The 26,267-nt window shown below is 40.9% G+C and carries 31 protein-coding genes, 1 tRNA gene, 1 rRNA gene and 1 riboswitch; of the genes, 5 read left to right on the forward strand and 28 right to left on the reverse strand.

Features of this window, described 5'->3' with window-relative positions; genetic code table 11:
* A 16S ribosomal RNA gene (locus ACN6NB_RS14100) occupies positions 1-130 on the reverse strand; the annotation flags it as partial.
* Positions 131-570: 440 nt separating this feature from the next.
* A riboswitch (TPP riboswitch) is annotated at positions 571-672 on the forward strand.
* A gap of 98 nt (positions 673-770) precedes the next feature.
* Between ACN6NB_RS14100 and thiT the strand changes: the two genes are divergently transcribed.
* Positions 771-1,346, forward strand: coding sequence for an energy-coupled thiamine transporter ThiT (thiT, locus tag ACN6NB_RS14105; RefSeq protein ID WP_039180928.1), 576 nt, complete (start codon positions 771-773; stop codon positions 1,344-1,346).
* A gap of 240 nt (positions 1,347-1,586) precedes the next feature.
* Here thiT and ACN6NB_RS14110 read toward each other — a convergent pair whose 3' ends face one another.
* From ACN6NB_RS14110 to ACN6NB_RS14120, 3 genes are all read right to left on the reverse strand, one after another.
* Positions 1,587-2,141: a GNAT family N-acetyltransferase gene (locus ACN6NB_RS14110; protein ID WP_144491465.1), complete on the reverse strand. Its 555-nt coding sequence runs from the start codon at positions 2,139-2,141 to the stop codon at positions 1,587-1,589.
* 157 nt (positions 2,142-2,298) lie between these two features.
* Positions 2,299-3,846, reverse strand: coding sequence for a flotillin family protein (locus ACN6NB_RS14115; RefSeq protein WP_144490222.1), 1,548 nt, complete (start codon positions 3,844-3,846; stop codon positions 2,299-2,301).
* Between the two features lie 11 nt (positions 3,847-3,857).
* Complete coding sequence (locus ACN6NB_RS14120) at positions 3,858-4,388, reverse strand: NfeD family membrane protein (protein WP_047204079.1); 531 nt, start codon at positions 4,386-4,388, stop codon at positions 3,858-3,860.
* Positions 4,389-4,595: 207 nt separating this feature from the next.
* On the opposite strand from ACN6NB_RS14120, the gene ACN6NB_RS14125 reads away from it, so the two are divergent.
* On the forward strand, positions 4,596-5,075 hold the full coding sequence (locus tag ACN6NB_RS14125; protein ID WP_180272435.1) for a DinB family protein: 480 nt from the start codon (positions 4,596-4,598) through the stop codon (positions 5,073-5,075).
* Between the two features lie 40 nt (positions 5,076-5,115).
* Here ACN6NB_RS14125 and ACN6NB_RS14130 read toward each other — a convergent pair whose 3' ends face one another.
* Positions 5,116-6,324, reverse strand: a complete 1,209-nt coding sequence (locus ACN6NB_RS14130) for an iron-containing alcohol dehydrogenase (RefSeq protein ID WP_039180944.1) — start codon at positions 6,322-6,324, stop codon at positions 5,116-5,118.
* A 27-nt stretch (positions 6,325-6,351) separates the two neighbouring features.
* Positions 6,352-7,821: a betaine-aldehyde dehydrogenase gene (betB, locus tag ACN6NB_RS14135; protein ID WP_144491466.1), complete on the reverse strand. Its 1,470-nt coding sequence runs from the start codon at positions 7,819-7,821 to the stop codon at positions 6,352-6,354.
* A 207-nt stretch (positions 7,822-8,028) separates the two neighbouring features.
* On the opposite strand from betB, the gene cudC reads away from it, so the two are divergent.
* Together cudC and ACN6NB_RS14145 are read left to right on the forward strand one after the other, a co-directional pair.
* Positions 8,029-8,589: a choline uptake/conversion transcriptional regulator CudC gene (gene cudC / locus ACN6NB_RS14140; RefSeq protein ID WP_126682233.1), complete on the forward strand. Its 561-nt coding sequence runs from the start codon at positions 8,029-8,031 to the stop codon at positions 8,587-8,589.
* A gap of 72 nt (positions 8,590-8,661) precedes the next feature.
* Positions 8,662-8,734, forward strand: a tRNA-Ala gene (locus tag ACN6NB_RS14145).
* Between the two features lie 86 nt (positions 8,735-8,820).
* On the opposite strand, the gene ACN6NB_RS14150 is transcribed toward ACN6NB_RS14145, so the two are convergent.
* The 21 genes from ACN6NB_RS14150 to ACN6NB_RS14250 all read right to left on the reverse strand — a co-directional run bounded on the left by ACN6NB_RS14150 (position 8,821) and on the right by ACN6NB_RS14250 (position 25,294).
* Positions 8,821-8,970, reverse strand: a complete 150-nt coding sequence (locus tag ACN6NB_RS14150; RefSeq protein ID WP_185847156.1) for a hypothetical protein — start codon at positions 8,968-8,970, stop codon at positions 8,821-8,823.
* Positions 8,971-9,086: 116 nt separating this feature from the next.
* On the reverse strand, positions 9,087-9,890 hold the full coding sequence (locus ACN6NB_RS14155; RefSeq protein ID WP_047204001.1) for a peptidoglycan recognition protein family protein: 804 nt from the start codon (positions 9,888-9,890) through the stop codon (positions 9,087-9,089).
* A gap of 19 nt (positions 9,891-9,909) precedes the next feature.
* Positions 9,910-10,173: a phage holin gene (locus ACN6NB_RS14160; protein ID WP_034624525.1), complete on the reverse strand. Its 264-nt coding sequence runs from the start codon at positions 10,171-10,173 to the stop codon at positions 9,910-9,912.
* Between the two features lie 11 nt (positions 10,174-10,184).
* Entirely contained in the window at positions 10,185-10,397 is a 213-nt protein-coding gene (locus ACN6NB_RS14165) for a BhlA/UviB family holin-like peptide (protein ID WP_008344062.1), read from the reverse strand.
* Between the two features lie 56 nt (positions 10,398-10,453).
* Positions 10,454-10,600 carry an XkdX family protein gene (locus tag ACN6NB_RS14170; RefSeq protein WP_008361668.1) on the reverse strand — a complete coding sequence of 49 codons (147 nt, stop codon included), beginning with the start codon at positions 10,598-10,600 and terminating at the stop codon, positions 10,454-10,456.
* Positions 10,601-10,948 carry a hypothetical protein gene (locus ACN6NB_RS14175; protein ID WP_144491467.1) on the reverse strand — a complete coding sequence of 116 codons (348 nt, stop codon included), beginning with the start codon at positions 10,946-10,948 and terminating at the stop codon, positions 10,601-10,603. It abuts the gene before it with no gap.
* A gap of 1 nt (position 10,949) precedes the next feature.
* A complete protein-coding gene (locus ACN6NB_RS14180; protein ID WP_144491468.1) occupies positions 10,950-12,362 on the reverse strand; it encodes a hypothetical protein in 1,413 nt (470 codons plus the stop codon).
* 102 nt (positions 12,363-12,464) lie between these two features.
* Complete coding sequence (locus tag ACN6NB_RS14185; RefSeq protein ID WP_034624530.1) at positions 12,465-12,608, reverse strand: XkdX family protein; 144 nt, start codon at positions 12,606-12,608, stop codon at positions 12,465-12,467.
* On the reverse strand, positions 12,605-12,925 hold the full coding sequence (locus tag ACN6NB_RS14190) for a hypothetical protein (protein WP_126682237.1): 321 nt from the start codon (positions 12,923-12,925) through the stop codon (positions 12,605-12,607). Before ACN6NB_RS14190 ends, ACN6NB_RS14185 begins: the two co-directional genes overlap by 4 nt.
* 13 nt (positions 12,926-12,938) lie before the next feature.
* The gene (locus ACN6NB_RS14195) at positions 12,939-14,255 is read right to left on the reverse strand and encodes a hypothetical protein (protein ID WP_260982281.1); all 1,317 of its coding nucleotides are present in this window, start codon (positions 14,253-14,255) and stop codon (positions 12,939-12,941) included.
* Positions 14,256-14,471: 216 nt separating this feature from the next.
* Positions 14,472-15,683: a hypothetical protein gene (locus tag ACN6NB_RS14200; protein ID WP_144491469.1), complete on the reverse strand. Its 1,212-nt coding sequence runs from the start codon at positions 15,681-15,683 to the stop codon at positions 14,472-14,474.
* Between the two features lie 13 nt (positions 15,684-15,696).
* Complete coding sequence (locus ACN6NB_RS14205) at positions 15,697-16,080, reverse strand: phage tail-collar fiber domain-containing protein (protein ID WP_024423249.1); 384 nt, start codon at positions 16,078-16,080, stop codon at positions 15,697-15,699.
* 11 nt (positions 16,081-16,091) lie between these two features.
* Positions 16,092-17,015, reverse strand: a complete 924-nt coding sequence (locus ACN6NB_RS14210; RefSeq protein ID WP_144491470.1) for a YmfQ family protein — start codon at positions 17,013-17,015, stop codon at positions 16,092-16,094.
* The gene (locus tag ACN6NB_RS14215; RefSeq protein WP_144491471.1) at positions 16,999-18,048 is read right to left on the reverse strand and encodes a baseplate J/gp47 family protein; all 1,050 of its coding nucleotides are present in this window, start codon (positions 18,046-18,048) and stop codon (positions 16,999-17,001) included. Before ACN6NB_RS14215 ends, ACN6NB_RS14210 begins: the two co-directional genes overlap by 17 nt.
* Entirely contained in the window at positions 18,041-18,463 is a 423-nt protein-coding gene (locus ACN6NB_RS14220) for a DUF2634 domain-containing protein (protein ID WP_024423252.1), read from the reverse strand. The genes ACN6NB_RS14215 and ACN6NB_RS14220 overlap by 8 nt, the downstream gene beginning before the upstream one ends.
* A gap of 14 nt (positions 18,464-18,477) precedes the next feature.
* The gene (locus ACN6NB_RS14225; RefSeq protein ID WP_144491472.1) at positions 18,478-18,744 is read right to left on the reverse strand and encodes a DUF2577 family protein; all 267 of its coding nucleotides are present in this window, start codon (positions 18,742-18,744) and stop codon (positions 18,478-18,480) included.
* Positions 18,741-19,751 carry an XkdQ/YqbQ family protein gene (locus ACN6NB_RS14230; protein ID WP_048237251.1) on the reverse strand — a complete coding sequence of 337 codons (1,011 nt, stop codon included), beginning with the start codon at positions 19,749-19,751 and terminating at the stop codon, positions 18,741-18,743. The genes ACN6NB_RS14225 and ACN6NB_RS14230 overlap by 4 nt, the downstream gene beginning before the upstream one ends.
* A gap of 11 nt (positions 19,752-19,762) precedes the next feature.
* Positions 19,763-20,431: a LysM peptidoglycan-binding domain-containing protein gene (locus ACN6NB_RS14235; RefSeq protein ID WP_098677634.1), complete on the reverse strand. Its 669-nt coding sequence runs from the start codon at positions 20,429-20,431 to the stop codon at positions 19,763-19,765.
* Positions 20,424-24,674 (reverse strand): transglycosylase SLT domain-containing protein, encoded by a 4,251-nt coding sequence (locus ACN6NB_RS14240; RefSeq protein ID WP_474253397.1) that lies wholly within the window; start codon positions 24,672-24,674, stop codon positions 20,424-20,426. Before ACN6NB_RS14240 ends, ACN6NB_RS14235 begins: the two co-directional genes overlap by 8 nt.
* The gene (locus tag ACN6NB_RS14245; RefSeq protein ID WP_095285871.1) at positions 24,675-24,812 is read right to left on the reverse strand and encodes a hypothetical protein; all 138 of its coding nucleotides are present in this window, start codon (positions 24,810-24,812) and stop codon (positions 24,675-24,677) included. It lies immediately after the preceding gene.
* 41 nt (positions 24,813-24,853) lie between these two features.
* On the reverse strand, positions 24,854-25,294 hold the full coding sequence (locus tag ACN6NB_RS14250) for a phage tail assembly chaperone (RefSeq protein ID WP_012011040.1): 441 nt from the start codon (positions 25,292-25,294) through the stop codon (positions 24,854-24,856).
* Between the two features lie 185 nt (positions 25,295-25,479).
* Between ACN6NB_RS14250 and ACN6NB_RS14255 the strand changes: the two genes are divergently transcribed.
* Positions 25,480-25,536 (forward strand): putative holin-like toxin, encoded by a 57-nt coding sequence (locus ACN6NB_RS14255; protein ID WP_231730857.1) that lies wholly within the window; start codon positions 25,480-25,482, stop codon positions 25,534-25,536.
* A gap of 286 nt (positions 25,537-25,822) precedes the next feature.
* Here the strand turns inward: ACN6NB_RS14255 and ACN6NB_RS14260 are convergent, their stop codons facing one another.
* Positions 25,823-26,266, reverse strand: a complete 444-nt coding sequence (locus ACN6NB_RS14260; protein WP_024423257.1) for a phage tail tube protein — start codon at positions 26,264-26,266, stop codon at positions 25,823-25,825.
* Position 26,267: the final 1 nt, after the last annotated feature.

The following is a 26,267-nucleotide window of genomic DNA, read 5'->3' on the forward strand; positions in this document are numbered from 1 at the left end:
AGGTTACCCACGTGTTACTCACCCGTCCGCCGCTAACATCCGGGAGCAAGCTCCCTTCTGTCCGCTCGACTTGCATGTATTAGGCACGCCGCCAGCGTTCGTCCTGAGCCAGGATCAAACTCTCCGAGGTATGCAGGATGCATATCACACATGCGTTGCTACTACACGATGTAGTGAACTTGGCATGTAATCATTTCCTGCCTCGTCAGCGTTTGACTGACTACCTATGAAGTATCATAGGATTTTTTTATAAAAACTCGAATTAACAGGTACGTTTTGTCTTGTTTAGTTTTCAAAGATCATCTTCGCCGTCTCTCAGAGGCGACTTTATTAATATAACATTCTATCAAGATAAAGTCAACAACTTTTTTCTTAATGTTATTTATCAACCGCGCTGTTTCAGCGGCGAATACAAATATAACACCTTTTGAAAGAAGAAACAAGTATTTTTTCTAAATAATTTATTTTTCCTTATCTCTTCTTATATATCGATACAAATGCTGCTCATCTCGGGAATTGTCTATTGTTGATCCTGCAGGTCTTTAGTATATTTATATTAGATTGAAACTAAATAACCGCAGGGGGAGCTTTGTGCTGAGAGTGAACATTCGTTGTTCTGACCCTTTGAACCTGTCAGTTAATACTGAAGTAGGAATGTGGAATCACTTGGATACATATGGTGTATTCAAATCGATATGTTTTTCTATGAATAACATACTCATCCTTACACGGTCTCTCCTTGCTCAATTCATGAAAAAGGAGATTTTTTTATGCAGCAATCAAATCAATTGGTACGACTGATGGAAATCGCGATTATGACTTCACTTGCACTTGTATTAGATTACTTATCAGGTCTCTTTTTAAGAATGCCGAATGGCGGATCTCTTGCTCTGATTATGATTCCCGTTATTCTCATGTCTATTAGATGGGGGATATCTACCGGATTTATCATCGGTGTGTTAATCGCAGGTCTTCAGCTGATGAATAGCCCGATCATCGCTACACCTGTTCAAGGATTCCTCGATTACTTCGTTGCATCTGTTGTTATTTCTTTAAGCGGCTTGTTTTCTGGATTGATCAAAAAAGCCATTCAGGATCAAAAGCGAAAGCAGCAATTTTTCTATATTACCTTAGCTGTTTTTGTTGCTAGTTTCTTCAGGCTGCTGACGTTCTTTATTTCTGGCGTCGTTTTCTTTTCTCAATATGCACCGAAAGGAACACCAGGATGGGTCTACTCTTTAATTTATAACAGCACATATATGGTTCCTTCATTTATTATTTGCAGTATTGTTCTTTGTATACTCATTCCAAGTGCATCCCGTTTGGTTTTTCCTCATCAAAAATAACCGGCTGATGACAGCTGGTTATTTTTTTATGCATAATTTGCTGCTCTATGGAATCTATTAATAATAGAAGATTTCATGCTGGAGGTACGACAATGAGCCCTTACTCCATTATGCTTTGCTGTTATATTCTCAGTCTTGCTTATTTTTTGGCAGGCTTCTATGAAGCTTTAAAAATAGCAGGCGTGAAAGGAAAAGTAGAAGCTTCACCGTTTATTTCTTACATGTTGCTTGCTGTACTTTTCACTTTTTTCTCTCATTATTACTGGAAGCTGACGATTTAATTCGTTTTACATGGTTATTCAATCTAGACAACTCCCATCCATACCCTATTTCATTATGGTTCTCGCCAGCCAGCTCGAACTGGCTGGTAACGACAAAACTAGGTTGAAGCTTTTGATAAAATTGTTTCGCCGAATTTTGTTCAAACACCCATAGCAGCATATTCTGATAACCCTTTTCTATTAAATATTCCACTCCTTTTTCCATTAGAGCAATACCCGCCCCTGATTTCTGTTTCTGTTGTAATAAATAGATGGCATATAGCTCTCCATCATATGTAGAATAGCGTTCGTCACGTTGTTTTCCGAAAGAAGCAAAACCAAAAACGCCATCCTCATCTTCCGCGACAAACGTGCCTTCAAGCGGTCTTCTTCTCCAGCTCTCTTCCCGCTCTTCAATGGTTAAACCATCTAAATACTCCTGCGAAATAATCCCTTGATAGGTCGTCTGCCAGCTTTTCACATGAATCTCGGCGATTTTTGGAATATCTTGATGTACAGCATGTCTCACCTTCATCCGCTCCACTCCTTTTAGCTTTTTCCACCTTATCTTCATTATGATAAATTTCTATTACATAGAATTCAATGACTAGCGTTTTGTCAGCACATCTTTCAATGGTTAAATCTTCTTCTATAAAAAAGTGACACCTTCTGGTGGAAGGTGTCTTTTGATTTTAGTGTTCTATTTGATCATCAGCTTTTTCGATTTTTCTTGGTTGTTTGATTTCATTTGTCAGTTCTTGAATGCTTTGCTTCACATTGCCTTTGCCAGAAAAGTTCTCAATAATTTCTTTCACATCAATTCCAGAGGATGCTTTCAGACTCTCTTGAAGACTAGACATGAGATTTGTGGCATAGCCTGTAACTTTATTGGCACCGCTGCCTTCACCGTTACCGCCTGTATCCACAACAGTAATTTTATCAATGTTAGAAAGTGGTGCAGATACTTGCTTCGCATATTCAGGAAGCATTTTGACAATCATATCAAGAATCGCTGCCTGACCATACTGTTCGAATGCTTCCGCAATTTTCTCTTTCGCTTCGGCTTCTGCAAGTCCTTTTAGTCTAATGACTTCTGCTTCTGTTTCCCCTTTCGCACGATCCGCTTCCGCTTTGGCAAGCCCGTCAATACGAACTTTCTCAGCTTCTGCTTTTGCCATTGCTTCAATGCTGTATTTCTTCGCATCTGCTTCAGCAAGACGTTTTGCTTTTTCTGCCGCAGCCGACTGCTCAACAGCATAACGGTCCGCATCTGCTTTCTTTTTCACTTCAGAATCATATTGACGTTCACGACGCTGAATCTCTTTTTCTTCTAATTCAATTTGTTTCTGACGCTCAATGATTTTGACTTGCATTTCTTGTTCAGTTACGTGCTGACGGTTACGAGCGGTTTCTAAATCGTACGCTTGGTCAGCACTTGCTTTCGCTGTATCCTGTTCACGTCTGAATTCTGCTCTTTTCAGTTCATTAATCTTTTCTGCTTCAGCGATTTCAGTAGCACGCTCAAGCTCAGATTTCTTCGCATCTTTATCTGCTTCGGCACGTTTGATCCGTGTTTCTTTATCTGCTTCAGCTGTTGCAATATCTGCATCGCGTTTTACTTGGGCAATTCTTGGTTTACCTAGAGATTCTAAGTAGCCATTTTTATCACGAACATCTTTGATCGTAAACGAGACAATGACTAGACCCATTTTCGCTAAATCTTGAGAAGCAACGCGTTGTACTTCTTGTGAAAATTTTTCTCTGTTTTTATAAATCTCTTCAACTGTCATTGACCCTAAGATGGAACGAAGGTGACCTTCTAATACTTCTCTCGCTTCGTTTTCACGGTCTTCTTTTGTTTTACCTAAAAATTGCTCTGCAGCAGTAGCAATTTCTTCAATCGATCCACCAATTTTTATGATGGCCGTTCCATCCGCCATGACCGGTACACCTTGTTCGGTATAGACTTCAGGGGTTGAAACATCTAGCTTGCTAGATAGTAAGCTGAGCGGCTCTGCTTGTTGAAAGACTGGAAGGACAAAGGTACCGCCGCCTCTTACAATCTTAATCTTGTTTCCACCTTCGTCCACGTGGACATTTTTACTTCCTAGATAACTTCCTGTCACGATTAATGCTTCATCTGGACCTGCTGTCCGGTATTTAGAAACAAATACACCAATAAGTGCAATAAGAATGACAAGCACAATTCCAATGATCACTAAAATAGTTGTTCCTGGCATAGCATTCCCTCCTAGATTTCTTCATTTGGTATAACAGATAAGACGCCTTTGTTCACTTCGACAACTAGCACACGGGTTCCATATGGAATCTCCTCTTGGTCGAAGCTGACAGCTGGCTTTGAGATTTTCCCGCTGTTACTGATTAACAGCACTTCTCCAAACCCGTCTTTTGGAACAGATACAATGATCTCCCCAGTTCTTCCTTTTAAATCGGCCTCCGTATAAGAGAGAGATTCTTCAGCAGAGGAAAGCGGGACTAATACAAATACATTCAAACAGGTCACAAGGATCACTGCGAGGATGGCAGATAATAGTGCGCCAAGTCCACTTCCTACAATTGCTGTTTTTTCAGAGATAAACCCTCCAGCCGAGAAAAAGGTAAGAAATGCGAGGATCAATGTTGGTTGAAGGAATGGAACAGGGATCGCTTCAAACCATCCATCAAATACATCGCCGAAAAAGACGAAAACAAGTGTCAGGATTCCTGATATCATCAATATGTATAAATACAGCGTCTGAAGAGGCAGCCCAAACACATCCATCTTCCTCACCCTTTCTTCATGAAATGAACATCTGTTGTTTCATTTAGACCATACTCACCTCCAATGTATTCCTTGTAACAGGTAATACGAACCACTTTTGTAAAGGTTTCATATTTCATCACAATTCTTCAAAGGGATTTTCGGATAGCTCAAGAATGATTGTCATGTACCCTTATGTTAAAATTTGATCTTGAGGTGATGAAGAAAATGAGTTTATTACATGAAGCAAGACAAGAATTGTGGCACGAGCTGCAAGGTTTGAGCGAAGAACAATTGAACCAAAAATTATCTGATGATACTTGGAGTATTCAAGAGGTAGCAGATCATTTAAAGAAAATGGACCTAGTTGCAGCAAAACATCTAGCTGCTGAGGGGAAAAAAGCACCGATCAAAGAATATGAACCAAAGCCGGTGGAAATGGCAGAGGATCGTTCGAAAAAAGCCACTGCGCCTAGTATTGTTGCGCCTGAGCACAAGCATGTGACACCTACACATTTAAAGGATGAGCTCGATACAGCTCGTGAGCAGCTCAATCAAATTTTATCAACATTTACTGAGGAAGATTTCAAACGCGTCATTGCACACCCTGTGTTTAAAGAGCTATCCCTTAAGCAATATCTTGATTTTATCGGCGCACATGAAAAACGCCATATTCATCAAATCAAAGAAATTAAAGAACAACTATAAAACATAAAAAGGACTCCCTTTAGGGAGCCTTTTTTCATTGTTACACTGTTTTAGGTGTTAACTCAAAGCAGCGCGCATAAATCCATTTGTACGCTTTTTCGTTTAGATCTCTTGGGTTTCCAACTGTTTGCGGATCTTTCATCGCTTCTTTAGATAAACGGTCAATCATATCTTTTGATACACCTTGTTCTTCTAATGAAGGAATTTCTAAATCTTCTACTAAATCATACATCCAGTTCACGGCTGCTTTGGCTGCTTCCTCTGTTGTCATTCTGCTTGTATCAACCCCAAACGCTTGCGCAATTCGTGCGAATTTTTCCGGATACCCTTTCCAGTTATATTCCATCACTGGTCCCATCATCGCTGCAACACACTGACCGTGCGCGACAGGAATAATGCCTCCGAGTGTTTGGCTCATCGCATGTGCAGCGCCAGCTGATTCACTTCCATAAGAAAGCCCGGCAAGCATCGCAGCTTGTGCCATTCCATATCTGGCTTCCAAGTCCTCACCATCAGCAAAGGCACGGCGAATATAATGAGCTGCATATTCAATGGCCATGAGTGCTACCGCATCTGTAATCGGCTGAGCAAATTTCATCGTATAGCATTCAATCGCGTGAGCAAGCGCGTCAATTCCAGTCATTGCTGTCACATGAGGCGGCATGGATACATGAAGCTCTGGGTCAATCACTGTAAGATGAGCTGCAATAAGAGGACCACCTGTATTGAATTTGAATTCTCTTTCTTCATCAGTAATGACTGCCCATTGCGTCACTTCTGAACCTGTACCAGCTGTTGTTGGAATAGTGGTTAAAGGCGGGATTCTGTTTTCAAGCGGTTTTTTCCCCTCTGCCGCTTCGTAATCAAGAACTGAGCCTTCATGAGTCGCCTCTACTCCAATTGCCTTGGCTGTATCCATTGAGCTGCCGCCGCCTACTGCGACTAATCCATTACAGCCTTCTTTTTCATATAAAGCAGATCCTTCGTTCACTAGACGGACTGGCGGATTTGGCTCTACTTTATTAAATAGAACAACATCAATTTGCGCTTCTTTTAATGAAGCAATGACGGGGTCCACCACGCCCGCTTGATAAATGCCGGGGTCTGTTACAAGCAATACCTTTGAAACGCCGTATGCTTTTACTTCTTCCCCAACATGTTTCACTGCACCAATGCCATGTTTGATGACAGTCGGAATTTCAAATGTATGGAATTTCTGCATGCTTTCAATTTTCATATTTAGTGTCATATAGAATCTCCTCCAAATGCGTAATTTTTATTTAAACCAATGAACTGCTTCAGGTTTTGTATTTCGATATAAATGCTTCAGCTCGGTATATTCTTCAAGTCCCGTGCGTCCTAATTCACGCCCAATGCCTGATTGCTTGTAGCCACCCCACGGTGCTTGAGCAAAATAAGGATGGAAATCATTGATCCAAACCGTGCCTAATCTTAATTGCCGAGCCACTCTTTCGGCTTTGCTGATATCAGAAGACCACACAGCTCCTGCTAATCCATAAATCGTATCATTTGCCAGCTTGATGACTTCTTCCTCTGTATGGAAGGATTCGACTGTCAGGACAGGTCCAAAGACTTCTTCTTGCACAATCCGCATATCTGACGTGCAGCCTGAGAAAATGGTCGGCAAGTAGAAGAACCCATTTTGCAGCTCCTCTGCGTCAGGTCTTTTTCCACCTGTCTCTAACTTAGCGCCTTCTTCTAAACCAATGCTGACGTATTTTTCTACTTTTTCTCGATGCTCAGCTGAGATGAGCGGCCCGCTCTGGGTGTCTTCATCAAAGCCGTTGCCTAGCTTGATTTTTTTCGTACGCTTCACCAGTTCTTCTAAAAATTCATCATGAATGGATTCTTCCACCAGCAAACGTGACCCTGCTGAACACACTTGCCCTGCATGGAAAAACACAGCATTCATTGCCTGGTCAACCGCTACGTCTAAATCAGCATCTTGAAACACAATATTTGGATTCTTTCCGCCAAGCTCAAGGGCTATTTTTTTCACATTACCGCTGGCTCCCTGCATAATTTTCTTCCCTGTATCAATACCGCCTGTAAATGAAATCAGATCTACTTGATCATTCACAGCAAGCTCATCTCCAACCGTTGCCCCAGGTCCAAGCACTAGGTTTGCAACGCCTGCCGGAACGCCCGCTTCTTCCATGAGTTTAAATACTTTTATCGTGGTGAGTGGTGTGATTTCACTTGGCTTTAGAACGATTGTATTTCCCGCCGCAAGAGCCGGCGCGATTTTCCAGCTTGCTTGAAGCAATGGATAGTTCCAAGGAGTGATTTGTCCGCATACACCGACAGGCTCTCTGATTAATTCACTTTTCGAGTTTGGAATTGGCGATGCAATGATTTCCCCGCCATCTTTATCAGCCAGACCTGCGTAATATTGGAACACGTTCGCAATATCATCCATATCTGCCTTGCTTTCCTCTAATGTTTTCCCTGTATCAAGCGATTCCAATTTGGCTAGTTCATCAAGATCACGTCTAATCAATTCAGCTATCTTAAACACAATATTTCCTCTTTCAAGTCCAGAAAGATTTGCCCAGTCCCCTTGATCGAAGGCTTTTCTCGCTGCTTTAATGGCTAGCTGCGCGTCATTTCTAGATCCTTCGCTGACTGTCGCGATCACTTCTTGATTGAACGGATTGATGATATCCCGCGTGTCGCTACTTTTAGCGCCAACCCATTGTCCGTCTATAAATAGTGTTTGACTCATAGAAGGAACCTCCTCTGATTCTCTTTGATAAGTTTGTTAAATAAAAATTTAACGTTTTGAACATAATTAACTTATCATGTTCAAATTTTTCTGTCAAAGGGGAGATATGCTTCATTTATTTTGACTTTTTGTATTCTTTCGTTAACATATAGTCCATAAAGATTTTTTTGAACGTATTGAATTCTCTTAATAGAAAGCAGGGACAAAATGAAAAAGCAGGAACAACAGCCGCAAGCAGAAGATCGTATTTTAGCTGCTAAAGATCTAGTCATTGATTCCATAGCTGAAACGATGGATCTCTATGGCATTACGCGAAGTGCAGGTATTCTATATGGGACGATGTATTTAAATGAGGAAATGACACTGGATGAAATGCGTGAAGAGCTGCAAATGAGTAAGCCGAGTATGAGTACAGGTGTGAAAAAGCTGCAAGACATGAATATTGTCAAAAAAACGTTTCACCGGGGCCGAAGAAAACACAGCTTTGTTGCTGAAAAAGACTTTTTTAAGTTTTTCACAAACTTTTTTCCACAAAAATGGGAACGAGAGGTCGAGGTCAATTTAACAGCAATCGAAGAAGCGCAAGAGCAGCTTCAAGAGGTGGCGCATGATGATCAGCTGGAGGAACATGTAAGAGAGGAAGCGCAGCAGCTCATTGAGCAGCTTGAAAGCTCAAAAGCCTATTATGACTGGTTGAGACGATTAGCCCATTCTGTTCATTCTGGCGAAATCTTTGACTATATTCCAATTGAGCAGAAGGAAAAATAGGCGATGTATTTACGTTTTACAGCTTGAATTTCACAGGAGGATTGATTATAATAAATTATGTCGTCATACCTCGGGGCATTAGCTCAGCTGGGAGAGCGCTACGCTGGCAGCGTAGAGGTCAGCGGTTCGATCCCGCTATGCTCCATACGAAAAACCATTCTTGAGAAATCAAGGATGGTTTTTTTATGTACATATCTCTTATGCTTGTTCTTTGTTTTTTCGTATTCTTAATCAATTTATGATGCGGTATGTAATCACAGAAAGATAAGTTAGGATGAGAATGATTGTATAGGACACAGGAAAATCGCTCGTCATTCCGTGATAAATGAAATAGATGAGTAACGCTGACAGCATGATGATTTGGAACAGTTCTTTTTTCATTTTTCTCTCCTCTCATGATAGTGATTTGGTTGATTATATCACACATGATGTCATTTTTTGTTAGCTATCAGCAAGGAAGCATTTCCTCACTTGCTGATAGCACTTTTTATAGATCGTCACTTCTTCAGCAATTGTTCGATTTTGTTCTTCGTCTTCGGTCCGTAAATTCCGTCTGCCGCTAAGCCGTTCATGAGCTGAAACCGCTTGACTGCATTCGCTGTTTTCGGTCCATAATAACCGTCAATCCCGTTGTTTTTTGCCCCTTTGTCTGGGTAAAAATAGAGGGATGATAAGGCTTTTTGCACAGCAGTGACTTGAGGGCCTTTTGTTAAGGGCTTGGTTACTTTTAAAATGCCAGATGGCAGGTTTGACGATTTCTGTTTGGAAACGGGTGCTTTGTGGCTCAAGCTTTCTGCCTGAACTGGTTTTCTTGTGCTTTTGCTGCCGGTATGCGCTGTGGCTATGCCAGCTTTAAACTGATCCCATCGTCCGAGAAGTTTCCTTGGACACTCTTTCCCGCTCCAATGTTTATGAGGCACTACATTTGATAAAGGAATCCCCAAATCTCCTATCAGCTTGCGAATGAGCCATTGGGCATTTTCGACTGCTTGTTCAAAGTTACCGTCTGCATTTTCACAAATTTCAATTCCAATTGACTTCATATTGCCGGTGCCTCTGCCATCCCCTGCATGCCAGCCGTTTTCGTTTAACGGTAAATGCTGATAAATCACCTGATCATCAACAGTGTAATGCCAGCTGACACCGGTACTTGAACGTGCAACAAACGCTGCATGACTGGCCGCATTAGCACCTTTTGCACTATTTGACGTATTATGCACTGTAATATAGAGCGGCTTCATCGTGTTTCCTGGTCTGTTGCGATGTTGTTTTGGGATCAATGCTTGAATGATTTTCACCATGTCGTTTCTCCTTCAAGTATTATTTTGTTAGCCCTCTTTGTTTCAGAGCATCTTTTTGTAATTGGCCTTTGTAGGTCACATAATTGTTTTTAAACCAAGCTATTACCGCTGTGACCATAGTAAAAATCGTAGAACCTGCCACATAAAGTGCTTCACCTGCGGTTTGTACTTGCTCCTCACTAATCGGCAGCACCGTCTGTCCAAACATGATAAGCGTTTGATTGATCAGAGCAATAAAAAGAAGCACTGTGCGAATCACAGTGCCTTTGTCGAATGTTTTCATGATTTTTCCTCCTATTTTAAATTTCGTTCTATTTTGTCGAGTTTGTCGATCACGACGTCATACTTTTCACTAAACTTGGCTAGTACATCATTTTGCGCCTCGATTTGCTCATTGAGCTTGTTTTCTCGTTCCTTTGTTGTGTTTAATACGTAAAACAGCACCCAACAAAACAACACCGCAAACGGTCCTTGTGTCATTAAATATTGAGTTAAATCCATTTCCACTGCACTCACCTACTCCCTCACTTTGCGCGTCTTTAAAGAAGGCAAAATAAAAACGCCTATTCAGCGTTTGTTGGATATTCTTCTTTTGTTATTTCTTTGTATTGTTCCGGCGTAATCTTCTCGAAACGAACAAATTTTGCTACATCTTCATTTTCATAACACTTCCATTGATAGAACAATGAAATACTACGGAACCAATCCAATTAAATGACCCCCTTTTCATTCAGCAACATGATAAGTTCTGATATTGTTTTTGATTGTTCTTCTACTCTCTTTTCTGACTCTGACAGCTGCTGAAGCAGATCAGCATTTTGCTGTTTTAATAGATCAATTTCTGATGGTGGCAGCGGTTTTGGCTGCAAGTTATCAATGTATTCCTGTGTTGCCGACTCATACCATGCTCTTTTCGTTTCATTGTATTTACCTTTGTACAAACCATCTTGAGGTCTTACATCTGTATATCCTTTTGGGATGTCTGCATCCTCTTCAATTTCTATTTCTTCCCCTGGAAGGTAATTGAATTTTTCGTCGTATTTATATATCCAGTTCATTTCATCCCTCCTGTGCCGCCATGAATTTAAAGCCGAAAGTAATAAATTCATTTGGGTTTGTTGAATTGGAGACACTTTGTATATACACATTACCATCAGTATCAATATGTGTCCTGTGTGTTTGTGGTGTTGAACCAGCACCAATACTAGATGCTACCCCTATGAAATGCATTCCCTGTATAGGACGATAACCACTTGGCAATGTAAAAACAGGTACTTCAAAACCGATAGTCCCCCCTGTAATAGAACCCATTAACTCTACCTCTCCAAATGGATTCTTATAAAATTGCACTTTTTGAGTGCCGTATTGTTTCCATCCGTTTATTATTGTTGTCGGGGATTTCCATTCTATTTGCTCTGCGCTGGTTAACAAACGTTCCCATTTTGACCATACGCTATTTACAACTGTTTTTCGCCATGTTCGGCCGAGATTATCAAAAGCAATAATAGAACCGTAGTTTCCTGCACTATTACATACCCAAACCCCTCGTAAAGCAACACCTGGTCCGTTAATAGCTGATGTGTCTGAGGTGAAATGAACAAAACCTTTATAACGAGGTAGTATGTCATGAAAATCAACAGAATTGATTATGTGAAATTTTCCATAACCATCTGGATTGGTAATAGGAAATGCTTGAATACCATTTAAATCTTTAACTGTGAGCTGCCTTTCCCATTCAGTCCATGTATAGTCAGTCTTCCTGATTCTATAAAAAGAGTTCAGACCATTGACTGCATCATAGATAGCTTGTAGCATGGTATTCCCATAACTGATAACAATCATAAACGCCCTTTTGATCTCTTTTGGACCATTTAGACCTGCATTATAAACGAGATACATTCCTGTTTCCGTAATTTCGTTATAGTCGGTGGTCTCACCTATACTTTTATAAAAGGGTTGCCCATTATCCCTTGTTATTTTATGAAGCTGACTGTTGTTCCATTTATCTTTTTCAGCTGCTGTCGGAATCTGAGTCCAAGTGATAGATAAATGGCTAGAATTATAGTAGAAGTAATATGCATTGCCTGATGTATCTATCGCAAAACCTGTTCCAATGTTATTTTGTCCCACTGTCTGTATCCCTCTAATGGCGAATTGTGAAGGGCTATCCTCTATTCCACTGGGCGCATAAAATGTACATGTCCCTTTGTCTTTAATTGAGTCATAAATTTTTGAGCCGACAGGAATATTTAAAAGTTGTACTCCATTATCTCCTGTAATTTTATACAGCTGCGACTCATTCCATTTCTTTTTTTCTACTTCTGAAGAGTGTTGGCTAGAATCATCGATATGAAGAGTTAATTGTTCTGATATACCAGTGTCGTTATAAAGCAATGTTTTCAACATATCGTTGAATAGATCAGCATGAGCTTTATCACTCGTTTCAAAAGAACGAGGAGTTTTTATATCCAATGTGTTCTCTCCTTTGTTTCAATGAGATTGAGAATAATTTATGATTTATTAGTTTTTTAACGCCATCGGAATCACCTTTTTTCCGGCAAAAAAATAAAGCCATTAGGCTTCGTATTTGTCTCCTGTTATGTCTTGATAGTCATCTGCCGAAATCCAGCCAATGCTTACATAAAATGCAATGTCCTCTGGGCCGTAACATTGCCAGTCCCAAAATTGTTTGATATCTGCTACAGTCGGAAACATCATTCTGATTCAGCTCCTTTAAAAATAGCAAATAGCTGCGTTAATTGTTTTGATAACAAAGCATTTTGTTTTTTCAAAAGCTCTATATCATTTGGCGGGAGAGGGGCTGGTTTTAGGCTATCTATATACTCCTGTGTCGCTGATTCATACCATTGTTGTTTTTCCACATCAAAAGCAGCTTTATAAAAAGAAGGATTATTGGGTGGAGCAATTGTTGTGCATTGATCTGGAATGACATAATTACCTTCATCATCCCTTTCGAACACTTCGATAGGTCTGACCAATTCATTTTGATGATTGTATTCATAGGCTTGTATCATCTTTATCACTTCCTTAATTTAATGGGACGACTGTGTCTAAATAGTATCCAGTTACTGCACTGTTATTCACTGCATGTAAACCGGTTAATTTTAGCTCTCCTGTCTTATATATATATAATTTACTATGACCGGTTGTACCCGATACTGGTACTGATACTACTATGCCTTTATCAGGTAATCCATTAATTGGAATTTTACCACAAATAACTTCTCTATTCGCTACTAGATGACCTCTCAACAATAATAAGTTTCCCCATTTAACATATTGAACTGGTCTGTCACCAATAGAAGAACCATTATCTAATGTGACATCTAGCCACTTGACACTTTCAAAATCAGCATCAGTTACTATTTTTTTCCACCCTTTGAAAACACCGTCAGTATGAACAGTACCAAACCAATGAGTGTTGTCATAACTTCTAATGATATGAATAGTCTTTCTACCATTTACAGTTTCTAAGATATCGATATTAAACCAAGAAGAATCATTATCGACAGGCATATTTAAAACATTAGATCCAACAGCAAAGTAAAATCCGGATGGCAGCGTTAAAATATCGGTACCTATTGGCATTGAAAGTCTTAATCCCTTTGAGTTTAATAGGTTATGGTCATTGAGACGTTTCCACCCGCTCCACTCTTGTTGGGTACCTGTTACATCAGTTGTAGAACGGTTAATATAGACATCTCCTGTATTGTTTGCACCGATGACCCAGCCGTAGGTATTTTCACTAAAAACAGACAAAGCCCTCATGGAACTTCTTGTCGGAAGATCTGGATGTGCTTCATGGATGTACCATGAGTGAACTCCCGGTAATTTTATCAGCTTATCTAAAATGCTAGGATCATCTGCATTAATTCTTTCAAAAGCTTTTCCATCATCAGCAGTGATTTTAGACAATTGTCCTGCATCCCATTTGTTTTTTTCATTTTGAGTCGGCATCTGCACCCAGTTGATTCCAATGTCTTTCACATGATAAGAAAAACAAAATGAATTGCCTGATGTGTCAATTGCAATTCCTACTCCAATATTATTTTGTCCCACAAATTGAAAGCCTCTTAATGCAGCATTTCCAACAGCTGGAGAATCAGCTACTCCAGAACCTCCTGGGGCATAGAATGAGCAGGCACCTAGCGCTTTAATTTCCTCATAGATACTGCCACCAGCAGGGATATTAATCAATTGGGACCCGTTATCATTTGTCATTTTATATAGCTGCGATTCATTCCATTTCTTCTTTTCTGAACCAGAGACGTGAGGGTTTGTATCTCCCGTATGAAGATTGAATTGTTCTAATAGTTCCTGGTCATTTTCAATCAAAATCTTCACTAGATTGTTAAAGAGATCTGCATGAGCCTTATCGCTCGTACTAAAAGGTTGAGGTGTTTTTATGATCTTTTTCTCCTTTCAAAAAACCATTATTATTAGGCGATGTGATGCATTGAACTTATGTTCTCGTTCCTTTGTTGTATTAAGCACATAAAACAGAAAAAGTGAAAGACAGCTACCTCCGATTTGCTCACACACTTTCTTTTTCAAATAATCCTATCTTAGCTGTGACAAGGTAACATAAGCTCTATTTACCGTAATGGTTCTCCCAGTGTTTTTGGGTGTAATATAAAATGTTAATTTATCTCCTGCTTTAAACTTTTGTTGAAGGTATAATACACATACACTTGATGAGACGACAGGATTCCAGTTACCTAATCGTTGAAATTCTATCCCATTCACATAACACGACAAAATGCTATCTGATCCAACAGGAATGTTATTGCTATTAAGATAAAGCCTAATTAAATACAGACCAGTATTTTTCAGTGTAATTTCAGCGCGCGAACGATTATACTCTCCTAAATCGTCTGATCTTGTATCACCAAAATTCAGTTTTGTTGGAACGTTTTCAACTGCTGATACAGAAGAATTATCGAGATCATACGTATCAACAAAAGAAGTATTATCCATATCCTCCTTTGTTAAAACACGTTTCCAGCCTTGCCATCCCAAATTTAAATCAAGATAGTTTGTGTACATGTAATTGTTATAATCTATTGCTATGACCCATCCAAATGTACCTTTTCCATTGCTATCTTGAGAAGTAAAATGATACATACCACGACACGATCTTGTTGTTGGGCTGTTTAATGCTTTACCTGTGGCATAAAATGTACCATGCTTCGGGCCTAAAGAAACAACCTTTTCAAGTAAATCTTCACCATCAGAAACAGATAGAATCACCCCTCCATTATCCGCAGTAATCTTAGATAGTTGCCCTTCATTCCATTTATTTAAATCGTTTATATTCGGAAGAGGTGTCCAAGTAATAGTCGTATGCCCATGATTGTAATAAAAGCTGTATGCCTTCCCTGCTATATCTACCGCAAAGCCTGCCCCTATGTTATTTTGGCCTACTATTTGCATGCCTCTCAGTGATATATTTGACGATGATGGAGAATCTTCTACTCCAGGAGCTGCGTAAAATGTACATGTTCCTTTATCCTTAATTGCATCAAATATTCTTGAATCTGCTGAGACATTGATAAGCTGCATACCATTATCTGCAGTTATTTTATAGATTTGCGAGTCATTCCATTTTTTCTTTTCTTCTTCAGATGCATGTAAGTTCATATCTTGAGTGTGACTCGTAAGCTGTTCTAACAGTCCATTGTCGTTTTCAAGCAAGGTTTGAACCATTTCATTGAATAAATCAGCATGAGCTTTGTCACTAGTTTCAAATGTTTTCGGTGAATTTATTTCCATTAAAATCCCTCCATCAATAAATATCATCAATCTCAAAAACAAATTCGATGTCGCCGTCTTTTTGTTTGTCTGTCATGGTACGGATGGCGGTGAATTTGCCGTCTTCGTCGACAAGTGCTAGTTCGTTGATCACTTCTCCTGCCAGTTCCCCTTCGGCGATCGTGCAGGTGTAGCGGATTTTTGCTGGTTCCATGAAGGTAAACGAATCAATATTTTTTTGGACTAGTTCTTTTTTGAGTTTTTGTTCAGTGCCGTCTAGTGAGATCGGTTTTCCATCCTTCGTTCCCCCATTTCCAAATGCCATTTTGACGACTTTTGTGAGTTTTGTTCCTTCGGCTCTTGCCTTTGCCATTTGTTGACGTGCATACAGTGTTGTTACGGTTAATTGATCAGCCATTGTGATCCTCCTTATAACTCTATTTTTTTAGAAGTTGCTGCTAGCATTTTTGATCCGTCCAGCGGAACAGATCCATCGAGAATCCAGTAATGATCCTTGATCAGTAAGCTTCCACCCTGCTCAGTTTGGACATGTACTGGCAGACGGAACGTTATCTTCTTCTTGGTTTGATGCTGAAGCTGATTTTTTGTGCGTAAAGTCAATGCCGCTTCTTGCTTCGTTTCATGTACCGCTCCAGTCATGACATAGTTCATGCGATGTGCTGTTTCTGACTGATGTTGAAGCCGCATTCTCATGTTTAATGAATGTCTAAAACGAGCAGGCACATCCGTTGTACCTCGTGTTCCACTGAGGTAAAACGTACCATTTAAGACAAATTCACCATTGAGTAAAATCGGGATATGATCGAAAAAACCCACCCTGCTGCGCAGTGTGAGCCTTCCGTGATGATCATTTTTTTCATGTACGTCGGTATGATGAAAAGCCGTGAACGTATAAGCCAAGTGAGCAGGCTTTAACGTTTCAAGAATTTCTACAATATATCTCGTGTTTTGCAGATCATCTAGGTTTACACGTAAGGCGAAATGATAGCGATTGGTTGTGAGACGGATGACAGCACTTGGATTCTTGAGAAAGCGATTGACTGATTTCTCTAATGAAAGATACGTGATTGGCGGAATATTTGACATCATATTGAGTAAGCGTGCCCTGCGCAGTTCAATTGAATCATCTGATTCCCGCTGCACCTTCAGCATTCTTTCCCATCTGTTTAATCCCCATGTCGCAGTTAAAGGAAAGAACTGATCCGTTAAGTCGAAAATGGATTCGTCCAATTGCTCAAATTCTGGTGCCTCTGTCTTGAGCAGGTGATCCACTTCATAAATTTCTGTAAAATATGGCGGCAAATAGTTTTTCATTTCATCCTGTTTGCTCAATAACCTTCACCTGCCTAAGACGCGGAATCTCAATATCCTGTAATACTAAGTTTTTCGACTCTCCATTCAATAACACATCTGCATAATCTGATACACTTTCTGAATGGTACAGAATATCATTTAAGGCGGACATTCGAATGGTACTCTTTTCAAATGCGATTGATTTCAACAGCGTCTTGACCTTTTCTTCTATTTCTTTCTGAGCTCCTTCAAGGGTCCAGTCCATTTGAAGTTCGACAGCTACTTCTATGTCGATATCCAGCCATTTGGCACTTTCAACGGTTGCTTTTGAGCCTATAGGCGCTTGTCCTTCTCCTTCACCTGGCACTGGGTCAATATATTCCTGTACCCTTTTGACAAGAAGGTCTGATGCAACATCTAGATTTCCATCTGTGATAACAATTTTGACCGTCCCTTCTCCGTTCCAAAGCGGGAACACTTTCGCTCTGCCAACACCAGTCACTTCCTCAGCCCATTTTTTATAATGCGCCCTGTTGGCACTGACAGCCTCTCGTCTCGCACGTATTAAATATCGATCATATAAAGAAGCGTCATCTTCCTCCTCTTGACCTGGTATGACCAGTTCTTTCATCGTAATCGATTCAAGTCCTGGAATTGTATCAAGTGACAGCAGCGGCTGATCTGTTAATTGAACATTGCCGGCTTTACCAGGTGTCTCGCATTCTAGCGTGCCATCCTTCGAATATTGGAAATAAACGTCTTCAATAAAAAAACGTGAGCCAGCTGGAATGTTGATATTTTCTGGCTGAATGGCCGCTGACCAAACCGCTTTAGTGGCGGGTTTTCTTTTAATTCCTACTTCAGCAGCCCGCCGATCTAGAAACTCTCCTTGTGCTGTATCTGCAAAGACCAGCTCAAACACTTGATCAAGCCAAATATAGGACTGGGCCAGTTCAGCGGCAGCAGGTGCCAAGGCATTCCAAATCACACTGTTTTCTCTTTTATCTATATCGTCTGGCAGTCTATCCAGCATTCTTTCCATTAATGCTTCGTACGTCTGTTCTTCAAACATCGCCCTCCATCACCTCCTCTATTTCTAATGTGCCCTCATCTGTGACAATCGCTAGTTTGACATGAAACGAGTCATTTTGCTTTGTGACCTCTAACTCTTCAATATGATCAATCCGCTCGTCAACGAGCAGTGCTTCCTCTAGAAGCCTTGGAATCTCCATTTCTTTGTATTCATCCGTGGCTTCTGTATCCGTCAACAGCTCCTGAATTTCAGTACCAATGTCGTGGCTGTAGATAGGATGTGCATACCGCTCTGTTCTAAGTGTCATATAAATAAATTGCCGGATTGCTTCAATACCTGAAATGGTTTCGCCTGTCAGTCTGCCAGTTTCAAAATCTATTCGATACGTCGTCGAGGTTTCGACCTCTTCATCTTCTTCTATTTCCTCGATTTCTTCCTCTGGTGAAAGTGCCACGTTCATCACCTCCCTTACAATTTGTCGATGATGTAAAAGGACTGGCCTCCTGCCATTGAAAGCACCATAATACTGTCTCCTCTTTTTAACTCATCATCCTCACCCTTATTTAAACGCTTCGGCCAAATCAGTAATTCTTCTGGAATGATCAGCTTATGATTTTCATTTAATCGAATGCTCAGAGGGGAAACCGCCGTTACTTCTCCGATGACAAGATCAATTGGAGATGCAGCGTCTACTGCATTCACTGCCAATCGTTTAATCGCTTCACTTAATCTCACGCCTGATCACCCTTTGGCATAGAATTTTTCTCAACAACATCAATGGTCATGGTGTGTTTCACCCCACTGAATTCATGTTTATCTTGATCGATCCAGTAAGTTTTTTTCACGTTGATTTCAGGAATTTTCAAATAGATTGGGAGACCGCTTTGCAGCTCAGGAATTCCTAGCGCTTGGATGCTTTTGACTTCTTGTTTGACGCCTTTTTTCTCTGCCAGCCGTACTTTGGCTCTTTTTTGCAGCTGCGGCTGGTTGATTTGCCCCGTGACTGTTTCAACATGCTGTAAAATACCGTATTTATTCTGACCGGCTTTATCCTGTTCGATCACCACAATCTCGGATTTACTGCCTTTTTTCTTATTCTTCCCCTGTTCATCAGCAGACGTACGCATTTTGACACGAGTGGCTGTCTCTTCAATCGAGGTGCTGTATTGATAGCTGATGAGATTAACGCCTGATTCAATGACCCATACGTCCTCTGGATCAGGCCAGGCTCTCAGCCCCATCTTGCCTTTAGCAGAATAGATTTGATAGTTTCTTCCCGTCTGCCGCTTCGTTTCTTTCAATGCTTTCAATATCATGTCATACAGGCTCGTATCATTTTTAAAGACTAGTGATTTGATGACATGTCCTGTATTGGCGATTGAGGTCATTGGAATTTGAAAGTCAGCTCCAATCCGCCTTAAGATTTGATCTGCTCTTTGATTTGAAAAAACATAGACATCTTGGTTTTTCACCAAATATTGAAGCATATCGTATGCGGTAAAGGTCAGCTTTCCTTCAACTGGCGTCCGGGAAAAAACAATGCCCCTGAACAGCTCTTTTCCTTTCCATTTAAAAAGAACCGTGTCTCCTTCTGAGACACGGTAATATGTTTGACTGCCTTGCTTTGTGATAATATTTGCCTGAATAGAGCGAGGGGCTTGATACCTTTGCCCCTGAAGTGTCACACTCTCTGTGACAAGCTCATACATGGTGCCGCTTCTGATGGCAAAAAGCTCGATCAATGCCAGCCCCCCTATTGTGGTATTTTTAACCTTTGTCCAGGGAAAATCCAATGCCCCGGCTGTTTAATATTCCGCCTGCTACGTTTAATCATCGCTAATTTATTGGCATTCCAAATACGCCGCCATTTTGTACTGTCGCCATAAAATCGGCCAGAAATGGCCCATAGCGTATCCCCTTTTTTGACAGTGTACATTTTTGGTGGTGTTTTTGAAGGCCTTTTCTTTTTCGTTTGTTTTGCTTTTTTCTTTCGTTTGATTTTCCTGGGCGATGCGCTTTTATATTCCTTTAACTCGATCGTAAATTCACGATCGCCAATATCATATGAACCTTCCTTGTGGGTGAAGCTTTCAATGCTGCACGTCATATTGATTTTTGTCCCAGTTACAATCAACCGCACAGATTTCTTTGAACGCATCATTCGTTCAATTTTCGCTATTGCATTCTCTGGTGATGGAATGCTTTTATATTCAGCAATCGGCGAATATTTCTTAGGAAATAATGAGGTGAATGATACTTGTTTCGCCGATGGTACGTCAATAAAGGTCAATTCTCCAAAAGAGGCGACCTTCACTGTTTCATTTTGTACGTTATTTGTGATTTCGAGTTCGGATGGAAGGACAGGGAATCGCAACTTGTCCTTTCCTTGGGAAATCCACAATTGATACACTGATTTACCCATCGATCACGACCCCCTTCGTTCCTGTATGAAGCTCTACTTCTAGTTCATCTACAAGCATTTGTTTAATTTTTTCTACTAGCGATTGCTGATCTTGTCCATTATGGAAATGCTGATCTCCATTGAACTGAATCGTAATCTGTTTATTACCTGACGATGTTGTACTGCCAGTAGACTGAGCTGAGGTGACTTGCTGCATCTGTGCTTCTGGTAAAGGAGCAGATGCATTTGATGGATCATATACTTGCATCCCAAGTGCCTTGGCTGCCTGCGTCAATAAATACCTTCCGCGAATGCCTCTTTCTTCAGGAATAATCCATTCGCGTTTGTTTCCTTCACCGACTCTTGCAACCTGCTCTTGAGTAATCAATCCGCCATTTGCGTAGCCTTTATAAGGGCCGCCTCTTCTCATACTTCGTAATCCCGGCGTGTTGAAGACTGTTCCATATCTGCCCTTAATGTAGTTAATGGCTGCTACGGCATTATGAATTGGGTTCCAAATGTCATTCATGCCCTTGCCTTTATTGGCGTTAAACGTCGTTCCAATGGTTTGCATTAAGCCTTTAGAAGGTGTTCCCTTTTTGGCGTTGGAATCCCATAAGTTGATCGCTCTCGGATTTCCATTTGATTCATGCTGCGCGATAGTCATCAGACCTGGAAGCCAGTTCATAGATGTGCCAGTTGCCATGAGAGCTGCCATGAGCCATTGTTTAATATTAAGCCCTGAAGCTCCCATACCGCTGAAGGCACCGATTAATGAACCAGCCTGATTTTCAGCAAATTTTTTCACATCAACTGAATCAAGCCCTTTGACGACACCGATCGATGCAAATTTCCCAAGACTCATCATGACGCGTGAAGGGGAATGAATGTCTAATTCCTCTCTAAACGCCTGCTCTACTTTCTTCGCCATTTCTTTGGCTGCTTGCGTGACTTCGCTTCCTTTGGAACGCATGCCGCTGTTAAAGGCGTCAATCATTCCAGAACCCCAGCCTGGTGATTCTTGTTTTGCTTGCAGGAATGGTTGTTTGATGTGCTGGTCTACGTATTGGCTCGTGCCAATTGATGTGGCATTTTGACCTGCCGCAAAACCACTCACCGTCCCAGAACCCCAAGTTGGTGATGCTGTCATCACTTGTTGGTATGGTGCTTTTACACGACTTTGCAAGAAGCTATCTGTTCCTGTTGGTGTCATCTGCTGACCATTTGCAAAGGCAGAAACCGTTTGTTGACCATACTTACCTGAGTCTGATGTCAATTGACCAAAAGGCTGCTGAATATTCTTTTGTTTCCATTGATCAAGAGAGATCACTTTACGGTTTAACCCTTGTTCAAAATCGTTATTAAATTGCTCGCCAATGCTGGAGGCTTGAATGTTCGCATTCATTGAGACTGATCCGCCTCCGCTCATTGAACCTACAGAAGCTGATGCAGTTGTAGGTGCTGGAGAGCTTGACACTTGAGTTCCTGCCGCTCCGCTTGGTACAACAGACATTCCAAGTTGAGAAGCAGCCTGTGCCAGCAGCATCTTTCCACGTCCTCGATTATTTTGAGTTGGAATGACAAATTCGTTACCTGCTTCACCGACCCATGATAAGGTTGGCTGGGTGATATAGCCGCCTGTGGCTTTTTTATCAGGGGTTCCAAAGACTTGTTTCAATACAAAATCAACCCCACCGCTAGCCTTATTAAACAAATCTTTGACCCAACCAAACGCTTTAGAAAACCCCTCACCAATAGCTTCTGCTACTTTTACAATCGGCTTTTGAATGTTGTCCTCAAACCATTTGGATAATCCATCCCATATATCTGTCACGACTTTATACGCTTCTTCAAACTTTTCCCCGAAACTGTCTTTAATGGTTCCTACCGTATCTACAAGTGGATTCCACACATTTTCCATAAACCATGTCGATACAACCCCAAAGATTGATTGTATCTTTTGCCATGCATTTGATAATGCTGTCCAAATCCCTGTAGCGACTGTAACAACTGTGCTGCTTAGCGGCGTCCAAACGTTCTCGATAAACCACCCTGCAACTGCACTGAATGTTTCTTGAATCCACGTCCAGGCATTGACTAGGCTTGACCAAATGGTCGTTGCTACCGTAACGACTGTACCGCTTAACGGTGTCCAGACGTTTTCGATAAACCAGCCTGCTACTGTACTGAATGTTTCTTGGATCCACGTCCAGGCATTGACTAGGCTTGACCAGATGGTCGTTGCTACCGTAACGACTGTACCGCTTAACGGTGTCCAGACGTTTTCAATAAACCACCCTGCAACTGCACTGAATGTTTCTTGGATCCACGTCCAGGCATTGACTAGGCTTGACCAGATGGTCGTTGCTACCATAACGACTGTACCGCTTAACGGTGTCCAGACGTTTTCAATAAACCACCCCGCAACTGTACTGAATGTTTCTTGGATCCATGTCCAGGCATTGACTAAACTCGACCAGATGGATGATGCTACTGTGACAACCGTGCTGCTTAATGGTGTCCAGACATTTTCTGTGAACCAAGTCGCAACTGTTGACCAAACTTCAACAATTTGATCTTTAATTTCAATGGCTTTTTGGCCAATCTTTTCAAATCCGCCGCCATCAAACCATTTTCCGATCGTTTCACCGATAGATTCGCCGCCCATACTTCCAGCAATGCCGCCTACTAGACCACCGATGGCTGTACCTACTCCTGGAACTACGCTTCCAATAGCTGCACCTGCTGCTGCACCTGCCATCCCGCCGGCGATACCGCCTCCAGTCGTACCGATCTTTTCACCAGCATTCTCTTTTTTCATACCGATTAAATTTGTTGCACTAAGTAAACCACCTAGAATAGGTACTTTCTTTAATAATTTACCGCTCCCTTTACCGATATTTTTCACCGCATCCCCTAGTCCACTTAACCCCTTGCCACCTTTCATTAGACCCGTAAGGCCACCAACTGAAGCTGCGATACCCGCACCTTTCTTTAGTCCACTAGGGATTTTTCCAAATAACTTACCTGCATTTGTTTTCAGTTTCCCTAATTTACTTGGAGGCCTTCTATTCATTTCGGTTCTTGATGTGGCATTTGGATTTGTTGGTCGTCTCGGTGAACGGCCATTTCTCGCTTTAGTAGATCCTCGGCTGCTTATACCTCTTGCACAACAAGGGCAACAACTACTGCGAAACAAACCTTTTCCACCTCGCGGCTTAGGCTGCGTTTTAGGAGCCGAATTAGATGGTGTTGATGTTGGTGCAGTTGTCGGAGCTGTTGTTGGTGCTGTTGTTGGCGCTGTTGTTGGCGCCGGAGTGGTACTGTTGTTTTCACTTGATTGATCACTTGTACCAAAGAGGCGATCTAATCCAGTCTTCACCCATTGATCTAGTTTTTCTTCAGGATTAAATTTAATCTTCTCTTTAATTCTTCCGATCACATCTTGTTTGTACTCTTCTATTTTATTTTCAACCCAAGGAAGTGCTTTTTCATCCCAAAACTTTCTAGGACTCAATTTTTCCTTCACTTTGTCTGCAACGTCACCTGCATATTTTTGAATTTCATTTAATCCTTTATTGGCAAAGTTCTGTAGCAAACTCTGTTTAGGTTCATCCGTTTTAGCTGACGGACTAGCAGCCTCAGGCTCTTTTTTTATGGTTTTTTCTTTCACAACAGACTCTGCCTGATCTCGTTTTTTCAGCTTACTTTTTGCATTGTCTTGAACTGACACTCTGATTTCGTGTTTGGACATCGTCAAGCTTTTGAGTGTCTTTTTGATTCGTTGAATTGCTGCGGTGGCTTGGTCAACCATGTTTAATCTCATATAGTACGTTCTGTTGATGAGCTGAAGGATTGATTTTTTGATTGATGATATTTTACCTGATAATTGATCGTTCAATTTAAACGTCATCATCATGGGACTTGTCCCCACTTGTCTCAAACGATCTATGCTGGTTTTAATGACATCCAGTCCCTTTGCTTGAATGGATATGACCATATGATTCGGTAACATATTTAACTGATTTTTTAATGATTTTAGATCACGATAGATTCCCTGATCCAGTGTCATGGAAACAGCTGAAATTTTCCGGAGAGATAAAGTGAGATTTCTCAGCTTCTTTTCATCCATTTCTAGGCTTATTTTCACCGGTTTTCTAAATGGTTTGAGCTGCTTCTCAAACGTTTGAAACCGTTTTTGAATGCGTAATAGCTTATTCGAAACCCGGTCTTCTAATTCAAATCGCGCTGTAAGTTTCGCCATTTACTTACCTCCTTTCTTTGCTTCTTTTTCTAGCATGTCTAGTTTGTAGCTGATCAGTCCGAAAAGAAATGCTTTGAATGGTCTTGGTGATTCGTATAAATCAAGGAGTTCAGATGGGGAGTAGTGAAGTTCGTGCATCGCGTAATATAAAAACACGGCTTCTTTATCCCCATCTTTTATTAGTTTTTTGCTGCTTCTTCTAAATCTTCAATTTCATCTTCGAATCCGTTGATTTCGATCGCTTTGTTTAACCAGTTCGCATATTCACCGCCAACTGACAGGACACGTTTTGCTACTTCAACTGGATCTTGTGTGCTGTAGGCTTCTCTTAATTCCTTTGAACGGAAATCTGGGTAAATCGTCGATTCAATTGCAATACGTGCGTAGAAGCGCTGGCTGTCTAAGTCTTTTACACGTCCTCTGCCTTTGACATTTTTGAAGGTTGTGTTTTCTTTTTCCAGTTCATCAATACGTTCAGTTGTAATAGCTTTAAAGACAAAAGGAATGACATTCCCTTTTTTATCAACAAAACGCTTAGAAATCGGTACTTTGACTTCTTCCGCTTCTACTGTTTGTCCTGGCATAAAAAATGAAAGATCAAATGTTTGTTTTTCACTCATGTTTAAAAACTCCCTTTGTTATGTTTTTTTGAATGCAAAAAAGCACATCCATTTTTTGAATGTGCTTTCCAATCTTTTCATGTATAATTTTAATTGTACAATTGAATGGCTTGCTCAAGGGCGTCTGGCTCATCCCCGATAGGAAGGGGGTGATGCATATGTCAACATTTGAAGCGATTTCCCTCATGTTTTTATTCGGGATGTTTATCCTTACTTTGTTGACTTATATAAACAAAAAATAGACTCCCCTTGAGCTTTGGACGGTTGAAGGGGAAGTCTATCCTAAAAACTATCTAAATTGATTAGCCAGCCCCTTTGAGGGCCTCATTGTACATTGCCGGGATGTTAGAGCATCCTGGCTTTTTTATTGTATGCAAATAGCTTTGCATGTAAACATATTTTAATGAATCGAATACAAGACGCTGCCAGACGAAATTTAGACGGCTTCAAGACGGCTGTATTACAACTGCATTATAGCATATTCAGTTTTTAATTTGCTAATTAATTAGCTGATTTCCTCCACTTTTCTTAGAAAGTATTCTTCAGCTTCTCAGGAAGATCAAAGTCTTCAAACGTGAAAGGAACTTCTTCTTCAAGCGCCTCTGAATCAACATCCAATCCAGCGATTTTAGCTGAATCAAAGTTGACATCAAATAATGTCACACGCTCAGTGCCACGGCCTGATGATTTATCGTCAATGACAGCTTGAAGAGTGAAATATGGATCTTCTCCTTTTTTCACGTAATTGAGCATCAATTGAACGAAACGAGATGTAACTTTATAAAAGGTTGCCGTTCCTGTTCCGTTTGCTCCCGTTGTTTTATGACCAGTCATTCGGCGGCCCATGACGTTCACTTCTGATTTGTTTTTCTCCACGTTTGCTTCGAAGGTTTTGATAAATGCAAGCTCCTCACCTTCTAAGAAAAGACGACCTTCTTTACCTGAAATTGTATTTTGCGCTTTAAAAGCCATC

Source organism: Bacillus sp. 11B20, assembly GCF_056098985.1.

Excerpts from the sequence above, each read along its gene's own strand:
- ACN6NB_RS14235 (WP_098677634.1), bottom strand. The coding sequence starts at position 20,431 with ATGGGTAAATCAGTGTATCAATTGTGGATTTCCCAAGGAAAGGACAAG.
- cudC (WP_126682233.1), top strand. The coding sequence starts at position 8,029 with ATGAAAAAGCAGGAACAACAGCCGCAAGCAGAAGATCGTATTTTAGCT.
- ACN6NB_RS14115 (WP_144490222.1), bottom strand. The coding sequence starts at position 3,846 with ATGCCAGGAACAACTATTTTAGTGATCATTGGAATTGTGCTTGTCATT.
- ACN6NB_RS14245 (WP_095285871.1), bottom strand. The coding sequence starts at position 24,812 with ATGCACGAACTTCACTACTCCCCATCTGAACTCCTTGATTTATACGAA.
- thiT (WP_039180928.1), top strand. The coding sequence starts at position 771 with ATGCAGCAATCAAATCAATTGGTACGACTGATGGAAATCGCGATTATG.
- ACN6NB_RS14250 (WP_012011040.1), bottom strand. The coding sequence starts at position 25,294 with ATGAGTGAAAAACAAACATTTGATCTTTCATTTTTTATGCCAGGACAA.
- ACN6NB_RS14185 (WP_034624530.1), bottom strand. The coding sequence starts at position 12,608 with ATGATGTTTCCGACTGTAGCAGATATCAAACAATTTTGGGACTGGCAA.
- ACN6NB_RS14260 (WP_024423257.1), bottom strand. The coding sequence starts at position 26,266 with ATGGCTTTTAAAGCGCAAAATACAATTTCAGGTAAAGAAGGTCGTCTT.
- ACN6NB_RS14110 (WP_144491465.1), bottom strand. The coding sequence starts at position 2,141 with ATGAAGGTGAGACATGCTGTACATCAAGATATTCCAAAAATCGCCGAG.
- ACN6NB_RS14120 (WP_047204079.1), bottom strand. The coding sequence starts at position 4,388 with ATGGATGTGTTTGGGCTGCCTCTTCAGACGCTGTATTTATACATATTG.
- ACN6NB_RS14130 (WP_039180944.1), bottom strand. The coding sequence starts at position 6,324 with ATGACACTAAATATGAAAATTGAAAGCATGCAGAAATTCCATACATTT.
- ACN6NB_RS14190 (WP_126682237.1), bottom strand. The coding sequence starts at position 12,925 with ATGATACAAGCCTATGAATACAATCATCAAAATGAATTGGTCAGACCT.
- betB (WP_144491466.1), bottom strand. The coding sequence starts at position 7,821 with ATGAGTCAAACACTATTTATAGACGGACAATGGGTTGGCGCTAAAAGT.
- ACN6NB_RS14215 (WP_144491471.1), bottom strand. The coding sequence starts at position 18,048 with ATGTTTGAAGAACAGACGTACGAAGCATTAATGGAAAGAATGCTGGAT.
- ACN6NB_RS14175 (WP_144491467.1), bottom strand. The coding sequence starts at position 10,948 with ATGAACTGGATATATAAATACGACGAAAAATTCAATTACCTTCCAGGG.
- ACN6NB_RS14200 (WP_144491469.1), bottom strand. The coding sequence starts at position 15,683 with ATGGAAATAAATTCACCGAAAACATTTGAAACTAGTGACAAAGCTCAT.
- ACN6NB_RS14160 (WP_034624525.1), bottom strand. The coding sequence starts at position 10,173 with ATGAAAACATTCGACAAAGGCACTGTGATTCGCACAGTGCTTCTTTTT.
- ACN6NB_RS14155 (WP_047204001.1), bottom strand. The coding sequence starts at position 9,890 with ATGGTGAAAATCATTCAAGCATTGATCCCAAAACAACATCGCAACAGA.
- ACN6NB_RS14125 (WP_180272435.1), top strand. The coding sequence starts at position 4,596 with ATGAGTTTATTACATGAAGCAAGACAAGAATTGTGGCACGAGCTGCAA.
- ACN6NB_RS14150 (WP_185847156.1), bottom strand. The coding sequence starts at position 8,970 with ATGAAAAAAGAACTGTTCCAAATCATCATGCTGTCAGCGTTACTCATC.
- ACN6NB_RS14240 (WP_474253397.1), bottom strand. The coding sequence starts at position 24,674 with ATGGCGAAACTTACAGCGCGATTTGAATTAGAAGACCGGGTTTCGAAT.
- ACN6NB_RS14205 (WP_024423249.1), bottom strand. The coding sequence starts at position 16,080 with ATGGCTGATCAATTAACCGTAACAACACTGTATGCACGTCAACAAATG.